The organism is Shewanella sp. N2AIL (genome assembly GCF_022690845.1).
In the GTDB taxonomy this organism is placed as follows: Bacteria; Pseudomonadota; Gammaproteobacteria; order Enterobacterales; family Shewanellaceae; genus Shewanella; species Shewanella baltica.
The window spans coordinates 45444-53289 of sequence record NZ_JALBYT010000035.1 but is presented as its reverse complement, the minus strand read 5'-3'; the positions used below and the strand labels follow the sequence as shown (position 1 = coordinate 53289).

The 7846-nt window shown below is 45.6% G+C and carries 4 protein-coding genes; all 4 read left to right on the top strand.

The genetic code is table 11. The features are described from left to right. The first annotated feature begins 152 nt into the window (after nucleotides 1-152). A complete protein-coding gene (locus MO387_RS17550; RefSeq protein ID WP_242326432.1) occupies nucleotides 153-2276 on the top strand; it encodes an OmcA/MtrC family decaheme c-type cytochrome in 2124 nt (707 codons plus the stop codon). A gap of 377 nt (nucleotides 2277-2653) precedes the next feature. Continuing rightward, nucleotides 2654-4639 carry an OmcA/MtrC family decaheme c-type cytochrome gene (locus MO387_RS17545; RefSeq protein WP_107947034.1) on the top strand — a complete coding sequence of 662 codons (1986 nt, stop codon included), beginning with the start codon at nucleotides 2654-2656 and terminating at the stop codon, nucleotides 4637-4639. Nucleotides 4640-4707: 68 nt separating this feature from the next. After that, a complete protein-coding gene (gene mtrA, locus MO387_RS17540; protein ID WP_107947033.1) occupies nucleotides 4708-5709 on the top strand; it encodes a decaheme c-type cytochrome MtrA in 1002 nt (333 codons plus the stop codon). A gap of 12 nt (nucleotides 5710-5721) precedes the next feature. Beyond that, nucleotides 5722-7809: an MtrB/PioB family decaheme-associated outer membrane protein gene (locus tag MO387_RS17535; protein ID WP_107947032.1), complete on the top strand. Its 2088-nt coding sequence runs from the start codon at nucleotides 5722-5724 to the stop codon at nucleotides 7807-7809. Nucleotides 7810-7846 lie beyond the last annotated feature (37 nt).

Here is a 7846-nt window from a genome sequence, read left to right as displayed (position 1 = left end):
CGAGTACCAGTTGGGAGAGGCGCCACCTCAAGTCACAGGACTCACAGTGGACCAGCAGATCATTCTCGACGTGTTAGGCGAACGGTATCGGCAAATTTATTCCTAAATCAGGTGCGGAAAGTCGGTTCAATTTCAATGCCGCAACAAAAGCGATGTTGGGTGCCAGTTTACTTTCACTTGTTCTCACTGGCTGCGGTGGCAGTGATGGTAAAGATGGTGAAGACGGTAAACCGGGCCCAGTCGGCTCGCCGATTAGTAAAGTTGCTAAAGTAAAAGCGCAAATTACCGCAGCCAATGTCGATGATAAAGGTTTTTTAACCATCAATTTCGATCTTACCGATGCAAACGGTGCTGCCGTATTTGGACTAACCAATACCGATATCAGTGCAGTCTCCTTTGGCCGTATGGGCAATGAAGACGAAGTAGGCACCACCGATATCCCAGGCTCACCCCGTGATATCTGGTTAAGTTATTTTAACAAAGATAAAAAAGACGGCTTTTATACTGGCTCCGATTACTTTCAGGGTAAAAACTGTAGTGACTGTTTAACTGATAATGGTGATGGCAGTTACACCCTTAAGCTAAACAAAGAAATTAATACTCTGGGTAAATATGCCTACGATGCAACAGCCACCAGTGGTGTATATTTGGGTATACAAGCTGTCAATGCAACAGGCTCAAAACTCGTTGAAAACAGCTTCCACTATTGGCAACCTAGTTCAAATACGGATCAAGCGAAACCCAAAGCGGCTATTGCTAACGAAACTTGCCAAAGCTGCCACCGTCTGGGCCAAGATGGTGCGTTAGCAATGCACGGTGGCAAACATGTCACGCTTGAATCTTGTACTTTCTGCCATACTGACAACAACTCGTACATGAAGTCAGACAAGGATGCGGCCGGCAATGTCATTAAAACTTACAAATATGATGGCTCGATTAAAGGCATGGCCCACGAGATCCACAGCCATTCCTACTACAACGGCATTTATCCGCAATCGGCATCAAACTGTATCACCTGCCACAAACCCGATGAAACATTGGAAATGGCAGACATTTGGAAAGCAGACCTAGATACAGCGACTTGTATGAACTGCCATAACAGTCAATACGCTGTACCAAGTTGGCATTGGAATGCTGAACAAGGTCAAATTGCTGATGGCAAAGAAAACTGTGTCAGTTGCCATAATGACCCTAATGGTAAACGTGGGGCTGAGCGTGGTCACTACGTGCAAAATGATAACGCTCAAGCTGCCGCAACTAAGGTAATCTTCAATAGCATGACCTACAATGCCGACACTAAAACTGTTGTCGCGAATATGTCCATTAAGCATGGCGATACATTAGCCACCCTAGCTCAGATAGATCCAACGCCTTATAAATATGGTGGATTTACCAGTGCGATAGTATTTAACGGCATAGTTAGTGATGACTTTATTGTTAACTATCAGAAGATTGGTTTTAATAAATTTGCTCAAGCTGCCGATGGCACAATTGATGTAACCTTTACTGATGACCCAATTAAAGTCGTTAAAATGATGGAAACTCCCAATGTTACAGTGACTCTAAGTAGCCAATTACACCTTTGCTTTAATGGTAAAGGGGCTGTTGCTGATTGTAAGTTAAGCGAAGATGGCAAAACAGCTACTAATGCAGGTCCTTACAGCGTCTCAGATACTTACTACTTTAAAGCTGATGGTTCCAAGGTAGTTAAACCACCGCGTGTACAACATGCAGAGATGAAAGATTGTCAACAGTGTCACACAACTAGCATTACGCATAGATTCACTAATGACCTAGATGGCTGCGCCTCCTGTCATAATGGCACTCGTGATAGGGATGGCAAAAATAGCTCTAACCTAGCCTACATTGTTCATAGTAAACACTATATCTATAGCGATCCTGAAAGAAAGAATCTGTTCTTCAAAAAAGCGGAATGTCAGGCATGTCATGGCAAAGATGGCTTCTCTCTGAGTAAGATTGCCGCCGATGCAGCTCCAGTTGCGTTTGGCAAAACAGCTGACGGCACAGAGCAACTCTTGGTATCACCACAAACAGCGGCATGCGTGAGTTGTCATCAAGGTCCATACGCTCTAAGTAGTGCTACTGCGGGTCATATTGAATCGATGGGTGGAGTATTATTGCAAGACTCATCAAATCTGACTGTTCTGGGCATTCCAGCATCTCAATATGATCTAACAAAAGTGCAAGAAAGCTGTAGCACTTGTCATAATGATGCAAATATCTTAGAAAAACATGCTAACTGGGGTGCGAAGTAATAGCCTCAAATGAATGTAATAGGATTAAGCCTGTATCTTTAGGTTAACTATCTCAAGAGGAGAGGCCACGGTCTCTCCTTTTTATAACTTTGGTTTCAAGTCTCATCTCATCTGCACCAATCTTATCTATTCTTAGTCAAAACATTTTATCAACCCTTCCCAGGTGTTTTAACTACCTCTTTAGAAATAGAAAGATCCAAGTCACACATTAGCAAAGGCCTTGGAGATTTTAAGGTCATGTTAGGTTAGCCTTTCCTTGGGGAATTCTATTTCCAGCATCCACTTAAGTCGCTTCTAGTGACCAAAAACACAGACATAGAATCTGTTGGCTCTAGAACACAGCGTTTAAGCAATGCCAAACCTATGCAGGGAAAAAAATGATGAACGCACAAACAACTAAAATCGCACTGCTGTTAGCAGCAAGTGCAGTCACTATGGCCTTAACTGGCTGTGGTGGCAGCGATGGTAATGATGGTAATCCCGGTGAACCTGGTGGCGAACCTGCTCCAGCGATTCAAACCCTTAATTTCACGTTTGATAAATCTGTCATCACTAACGGTGTACCGAGTGTTGAGTTTACCGTGACTAACGAAGATGATTTACCCGTCGTTGGTCTCCAAAAAATGCGCTTCGCCGCAGCACAGTTGATCCCACAAGGGGCGACAGGTGCCGGTAATGCCTCACAATGGCAATACTTTGGTGATGAAACCTGCGATGTCGCAGCAACATGCCCAGGGACCTTTGTTGACCAGAAAAACGGTCACTACAGCTATACCTTCAACATGAACCTGACCGCTAACGCTAAAATCACCTACAACGATCAGTTAGCTCAACGGGTGTTAATCCGCGCTTATAACACGCCGTTACCCGATGGAACTCAAGTCCCTAACAGTAACGCCTTTGTAGACTTTACGGCCGATACCGGTGCCGCACCGACATACAGCCGCAAAATTGTGGCCACTGAAAGCTGTAATACCTGTCACCAAGATTTAGCCAATGTGAAACACGGCGGCGCGTACTCAGATGTTAACTACTGTGCAACTTGCCACACAGCAGGCAAAGTTGGCGTAGGTAAAGAGTTCAATGTTCTCGTTCACGCTAAACACAAAGACCTGACCTTAGGTTCATTGGAAAGCTGCCAAAGCTGTCATGCTGCAAACGATGCCGCGCCAGATTGGGGTAATTGGTCACGTATTCCAACTGCCGCAACCTGTGGAAGCTGTCATAGCACAGTGGACTTCGCCGCAGGTAAAGGCCATTCACAACAGCTAGATAACTCTAACTGTATCGCTTGTCATAACAGCGACTGGACTGCTGAGCTACACACAGTGAAAACCGTGGACAAAAAAGTTTTAATTAACAAGTACGGTATTGAGGCAAGCTCCGTCGTAGATTCAGCAACTAAAGCCGCTACAATAAGCATCCAAGTAACTGACAGTAAAGGGTCTCCTGTAGATATCAGCGCCCTACTACCTCAAATCCAACGTGTTGAGATCATCACTAACGTTGGCCCCAATAACATTGCTTTGAGTTATTTCACTAAAGATTCAGTAATAGCCGTTAAAAATGGTGTACTTGATTCTAAAGCCAGTATTGTAGATGGTAAGCTGGTTTACACGACCACGAAACCACTGCCTTTTGGTGCAGTAAAAACCGATACTGATACCTCTGTAACCTTTGTTAACTGGGCAATGTGTTCTCTAAATGCTCAATTTGTAGCATGTGCAGAACCAACATTTGATGGTAGTGATGTGAGTAAATACACATCCATGAAAGCAGATATCGCCTTTGCAACATTATCTGGTGAGAAACCAAGTACTCGCCACGTAGATTCAGTAAACTTCAGTACTTGTGCTAATTGCCACGGTACGGAGTGGGAGTCTCGATATCACAAAGGTAAAAACAGCCCTGGTTTCGTAATGTCAGAACAACTTGCTCATAGTAAGGACGCCACTGGTAAACCGATTGTTGGCCTTGATGGTTGTGCAACTTGCCATACTCCACATGGCACCTATGCAAGTGGTAAAAACAAAGGCGCATTAGAGATGAAACTGCACGTGATCCACGGCGAGCAAGGTGTCATCAAAGAATGTACCCAATGTCACAACGACTTCAACCTAGATGCATTTAAGGTCAAAGGCGCGCTGGCAACTTCCGCGGGTAAATACACCACGCCAATCACAGCAACTTGTACTTCATGCCACAATCACAATCCGCTAAAGGCACATTCACAAGCTGTGCTTGAAGGCTTCGGTGCCATTATTGATGGTGACTTTACCCAAGCTAACCAAGCGGCGCAGTCAGAAACCTGTTTCTACTGTCACAAACCCACACCAACAGATCACACTCAGGTGAAAATGTAATTTGCCCAAGCAGGGGGAGTTAGCTCCCCCTTTCTTGAATTTTGTTGGGACAAATTGGGAAGCCTATTATGAAGAACAGCCTAAAAATGAAAAACCTACTGCCGGCACTTGTCATCACCATGGCAATGTCAGCAGTCATGTCTTTATGCATCGCACCAAACGCTTATGCGTCAAAATGGGATGCGAAAATGACGCCAGAGCAAGTCGAAGCCACCTTAGATAAGAAGTTTGCCGAAGGCAACTACTCCCCTAAAGGCGCCGATTCTTGTTTGATGTGCCATAAAAAATCTGAAAAAGTGATGGACCTGTTCAAAGGTGTCCACGGCGCCATTGATTCATCAAAAAGCCCAATGGCGGGCCTGCAATGTGAAGCCTGTCATGGTCCTTTAGGTCAACACAATAAAGGCGGCAACGAGCCGATGATCACTTTCGGTAAGCAATCGACCTTAAGTGCTGAAAAACAAAACAGTGTCTGTATGAGCTGTCACCAAGATGACAAACGTGTGTCTTGGAACGGCAGTCACCATGACAATGCAGATGTCGCTTGTGCCTCTTGCCACCAAGTGCATGTGGCAAAAGATCCTGTGTTATCAAAAAACACTGAAATGGAAGTCTGTACTAGCTGCCACACTAAGCAAAAAGCAGACATGAACAAACGCTCAAGCCACCCATTAAAATGGGCTCAAATGACCTGTAGCGATTGTCATAATCCCCATGGGAGCATGACAGATTCCGATCTAAACAAGCCGAGCATTAACGAAACCTGTTACTCCTGCCACGCCGAAAAACGCGGCCCAAAATTGTGGGAACATGCACCCGTCACTGAGAACTGTGTCACTTGCCACAATCCTCACGGCAGTGTGAATGATGCCATGTTGAAAACCCGCGCACCGCAGCTGTGTCAGCAATGTCACGCCAGCGATGGCCATGCCAGCAATGCTTACTTAGGTAACACTGGTTTAGGTTCAAACATCGGCGACAATGCCTTCACGGGTGGAAGAAGCTGTTTAAATTGCCACAGTCAGGTTCATGGTTCAAACCATCCATCTGGCAAGCTATTACAGCGCTAAGGAGACGAGAAAATGAAATTTAAACTCAATTTGATCACTCTGGCGTTACTGGCAAACACAGGTTTTGCGATAGCGGCCGATGGGTATGGCTTAGCCAATGCCAATACCGAAAAAGTCAAAATGTCCGCTTGGAGCTGTAAAGGCTGCGTTGTTGAAACGGGCACATCGGGCACTGTGGGTGTCGGTGTCGGTTATAACAGCGAAGAGGATATTCGCTCGGCGAATGCCTTTGGGACGTCAAACGAAGTCGCAGGTAAATTGGATGCTGATGTCACCTTTCGCGGTGAAAAAGGCTATCGCGCCAGCGTTGAAGCCTATCAACTGGGCATGGATGGCGGCCGTTTAGAGGTGAATGCCGGCAAACAAGGCCAGTACAATGTCAATGTGAACTATCGCCAGATTGCCACTTACAACAGCAACAGTGCCTTAACACCCTACTCGGGTGTGGGCAGCGATAATTTAACGCTGCCAGACAACTGGGTGACGGCGGGTTCAAGCAGCCAAATGCCATTACTGATGGACAGCCTGAACGCCTTAGAACTGTCGCTCAAACGTGAGCGCACAGGGCTTGGTTTTGATTATCAAGGTGAATCGCTGTGGAGCACACATGTGAGCTACCAGCGTGAAGAAAAAACTGGCTTGAAAAAAGCATCAGGTGGATTCTTCAACCAATCTATGATGTTAGCCGAGCCTGTCGATTACACCACTGACTCCATTGAAGCGGGTATCAAGCTTAAAGGCGACAACTGGTTTACCGCACTTAACTACAATGGCTCGATTTTTAAGAACGAGTACAACCAGTTAAATTTCGACAGTGCATTTAATCCAACCTTTGGCGCGCAAACCACGGGCTCTATCGCCCTTGATCCAGACAATCAGTCACACACAGTCTCGTTAATGGGCCAATACAACGACAGTACCAATGTGCTATCGGCTCGCGTGCTTGCAGGACAAATGAGTCAAGACCAAGCGTTAGTGACTTCAGGTTATGGTTATCAAGTGCCAACTGAAGCCCTAGATGCCAAGGTCGATCTTATCGGCTTAAACTTAAAAGTGGTCAGCAAAGTCACCAACTCACTGCGCTTAAGTGGTAGCTACGACTATAACGACCGCGATAACAATACGCAGATTGAAGAGTGGACCCAAGTCAGCATCAACAATGTCAACGGTAAGGTGGCCTACAACACCCCTTACGATAACACCAGCCAACGCTTCAAAGTGGCCGCAGATTATCGTATTACCAGCGGCATGAAACTCGATGGTGGCTATGACTTCAAACGTGACGAACGTAATTATCAAGACCGTGAAACCACGGATGAAAATACTGTTTGGGCGCGTTTTAGAGTCAACAGCTTCAAAACTTGGGATATGTGGGTTAAGGGCAGTTACGGTCAACGTGATGGCTCGCAATATCAAGCCTCTGAATGGACATCCTCTGAAACCAACAGCCTGTTGCGTAAGTACAATCTGGCGAACCGTGACAGAACCCAAGTGGAAGCTCGAGTCACTCACTCGCCTATCGAAAGCCTGACACTAGATTTCGGTGCCCGTTACGCATTCGATGACTACACAGATACTGTCATCGGTTTAACTGAGTCAAAAGACACCAGTTATGATGCCAACATCAGCTATATGATCACCGATGATTTACTGGCAACCGCCTTCTATAACTATCAAATCATTGAATCTGAACAGGCGGGAAGCAGCAACTACAGCACCCCAACCTGGACAGGATTCATTGAAGATAAAGTCGATGTTGTCGGCGCTGGCATTAGCTACAACAACTTACTTGAGAACAAGTTACGCATGGGACTGGATTACACCTATTCAGACTCCAACAGTAACACCCAAGTGAGACAAGGTATCACAGGCGACTATGGTGATTATTTTGCCAAAGTGCACAACATTAACTTATACGCTCAATATCAAGCCACCGAGAAAATGGCGCTGCGCTTGGATTATAAAATTGAGAACTATAAGGACAATGACGCTGCCAATGATATCGCCGTTGATGGCATTTGGAACGTCGTAGGCTTTGACAGCAATAACCATGACTATACAGCGCAGATGATCATGTTAAGCATGAGCTACAAGCTCTAATCCTAAATGATAGACAATCCAAAAGCCCGCATCTTGC

Excerpts from the sequence above, each read along its gene's own strand:
- mtrA (WP_107947033.1), top strand. The coding sequence starts at position 4,708 with ATGAAGAACAGCCTAAAAATGAAAAACCTACTGCCGGCACTTGTCATC.
- MO387_RS17550 (WP_242326432.1), top strand. The coding sequence starts at position 153 with ATGTTGGGTGCCAGTTTACTTTCACTTGTTCTCACTGGCTGCGGTGGC.
- MO387_RS17545 (WP_107947034.1), top strand. The coding sequence starts at position 2,654 with ATGATGAACGCACAAACAACTAAAATCGCACTGCTGTTAGCAGCAAGT.
- MO387_RS17535 (WP_107947032.1), top strand. The coding sequence starts at position 5,722 with ATGAAATTTAAACTCAATTTGATCACTCTGGCGTTACTGGCAAACACA.